Here is a 2,648-nt window from a genome sequence, read left to right on the forward strand (position 1 = left end):
CCCGCCGGGGTCCCCGTCCCGGGCCCTCCGCCCTCCGCCGACCGGACGGACCCGCCCCGTGTCCGGGGCCGTCGGAGCGTCCCGCCCCGCGTCGTGGACGCCCCGGAGAAACCGGCGCCGCCACCACGGACACCGCCACCGGCACCACCGCCGGCCGCGCGGAGCGATCCGCGCGGCCCGGCGGCCGTTCAGCCCGCGACCAGCCTCTGCAGGCGGCGGGCCTCACGCACCACCGCGCTCGTCCCGCCGCGCTCCACGACGGCGGCGAGCCCGGGAACCTCCGGCCGGGCCCCCTCTCCGGTGAGGCCGGTGAGGGAGTCCTCGACGGACCCGGTGAGGGAGGCCGCTCTCACCGCCACCCCGAGCAGCCCGCCCAGCCCCGCACGGGGCCGCTCCCCCATGTCCGGAAGCAGTTCGGGGAGGGCCCCGGCGAGGATCCGCCACACCTCCGCGTGCATCCCGGCGGACACGGCGCTCTCCAGCGCCGCGACGGCCCTGCTGAGCTTCACCAGGCCCGCACGGACCAACCGCCCGAGCGCCCGGCCGAGCTCCGGCACGGGCAGCCGCCCGCGCGCGGTCAACGTGATCATCGCGTCGAGCACCACCGCCCGCTGGGCGGGGAGCCTGTGGCCCAGACCGAGGACGATGGCGTTCGCGGTGGCCGCACCGACGGGGCCGTCACCGTGGACCAGCGTGGAGAGCGCCCGGAACCGGCCGTCGGTGCTCTCGACGAACAGGGGAAGGCACTCCAGCAGGTGCGCGGCCACGACCTCCGGATGGGACGGCATGACGGCCGGCCACCAGTCCGTGTCCCGGGAGTACCCGAGGTATCCGGCCAGCGGCTCCACGGTCCGGCCCTCGGCCGCCAGGGAGGCCAGGAGCGCGGCGGCGGAGGTGCCGGAGTTGCTGCGCTCACTCCAGCCCAGCGCGGCGGCGACGCCCTGGGCGTGGAAGATCCGGGGGATCATCACGTCCAGCAGCGGATCCTCGTGCGGCGGCACGGCGCGCCAGTGCCACCACTGCCCCGCCGCCAGCCGCCATGCCCATCCGACGGTGAACGCGTCGTTGCCGGGCGGTTCGATTCCGGTCTCGGTCACCAGCCCGGCCGCCAGCGTCCAGCCGGGCACGATTTCCCACCGGTCCCAGATCCGGCCGCCTGCTCCATCACCCGCCAGCGGTCGTCCACCTCCCCGAAGAGACGTTCGGCCAGGTGACCGGGGAGCTGCACGGCCACCGCCCGCCTGCCCAGCTCACCGAGCGAGGCGAGGAACCCCGCCAGCCCTTCGTCGTCCCGGTCCTCGATGCGCTCGACCACCTCGTGCCAGGGATTCATCCCGCCACCTCCGCAGACATGGCCGGGACGTTATCGATCACCTACGACAGCCGGGGGTCGCGCACGCGACAGTCCGGGAACCACGCCCGACACTCCGGGGGCCGCACACGACACTCCGGGAACCACATCTGGGCGATCCAGGAGAAAGGGCCACACAGCAGGCCTTCGGCCCCGTTCGACCGGTTCCCCCGCACAGGGCAGGCCATCAGCCCAGGGCGGCCAGTTCCTCCTCGCTCAGCTCCAGCTCGGCGGCACGCACCGAGTCGAGGATGCTCTCCGGGCGGCTGGCTCCGGGGATCGGGATCACGACGGGGCTCCTGGCCAGTTCCCAGGCGAGGCAGACCTGCTGGGGTGAGACGCCCCGCGCGGCCGCCACCTCGGCGAACGGCCCGCCGAGCCCGGCCGCCGACGACATGCCGCCCAGCGGCGACCAGGGCAGGAAGGCCACCCCCAGTTCGGCGCAGACGTCGATCTCCGGCTCGCTGCTCCGGAACCGCGGCGAGTACTCGTTCTGCACGCTCGCCAGCCGCCCGCCGAGGATCTCGTGGGCCGTCCGGATCTGAGCCGGGTTCGCGTTGGAGATCCCGGCCAGCCGGATCCTCCCCTCGTCGAGCAGATCGCGCAGCGCGCCGATGGTCTCCTCGTACGGCACCGCGGGGTCGGGCCGGTGGTGCTGGTAGAGCCCGATCGCCTCGACCCCGAGCGCCTTGAGCGACCGCTCGCACGCCTGACGCAGGTGGTCGGGGTGCCCGTTGACCCCCCAGCCGCCCCGGGGGTGCGCGTGTGCCCGCCCTTGGTGGCGACCAGGACCGCGTCGCGGTCACCCGGCCACAGTCTCAGCGCCTTGGCCACCAACCGCTCGTTGTGACCGACGTCGTCCGAGGACGGGGTGTAGGCGTCGGCGGTGTCGACCAGGGTGACACCCGCGTCGAGCGCGGCGTGGACGGTCCTGATGGACTGGGCCTCGTCGGGCATGTGCCCGGCCACCGACATCGGCATGGCGCCGAGCCCGATCGCGCCGACGCCGAGGTTTCCGATCGTGCGTTTCTCCATGCGGCCCATCCTGCGGCCTGGAGTCCGCTCCAGGTCAAGGACCGGCCCCGTCCACACGCCGGTCCGGTCCGCGGCCCGGAATCCCTCCTCCCGGTCCGGCTCCCGCCCGTATGACGGGCCCGGGACCGGCTCTGGCCGCGTGACGGGGCCGTCATCGGTTCGCCTCAGCGACGCCCGTGGTGCTTGTGCTTCCCGTAGTTGCCGTAACCGTAGTTGCCGTAACCGCCGTAGTTGTTCTTGTGCTTGCCGTAACCGCCGTATC

The 2,648-nt window shown here is 74.0% G+C and carries 3 protein-coding genes and 1 pseudogene; all 4 read right to left on the reverse strand.

Annotation, left to right across the window (positions count from 1 at the left end):
- Positions 1–188 precede the first annotated feature (188 nt).
- Positions 189–1,127: a DUF7825 domain-containing protein gene (locus ACWJ6R_RS34250; RefSeq protein ID WP_449066190.1), complete on the reverse strand. Its 939-nt coding sequence runs from the start codon at positions 1,125–1,127 to the stop codon at positions 189–191.
- Positions 1,094–1,333, reverse strand: coding sequence for a hypothetical protein (locus tag ACWJ6R_RS34255; RefSeq protein WP_449066191.1), 240 nt, complete (start codon positions 1,331–1,333; stop codon positions 1,094–1,096). Before ACWJ6R_RS34255 ends, ACWJ6R_RS34250 begins: the two co-directional genes overlap by 34 nt.
- 205 nt (positions 1,334–1,538) lie before the next feature.
- A complete protein-coding gene (locus ACWJ6R_RS34260) occupies positions 1,539–2,069 on the reverse strand; it encodes an aldo/keto reductase (protein ID WP_449066192.1) in 531 nt (176 codons plus the stop codon).
- Positions 2,070–2,128: 59 nt separating this feature from the next.
- Positions 2,129–2,395: pseudogene (locus ACWJ6R_RS34265) on the reverse strand (aldo/keto reductase); the annotation flags it as partial.
- Between the last annotated feature and the right edge of the window lie 253 nt (positions 2,396–2,648).

The sequence above is a fragment of the Planomonospora algeriensis genome, assembly GCF_977012225.1.

What these genes read in the sequence shown, in the direction of transcription:
- ACWJ6R_RS34255 (WP_449066191.1), bottom strand. Translation starts at nt 1,333, where the DNA reads ATGAATCCCTGGCACGAGGTGGTCGAGCGCATCGAGGACCGGGACGAC.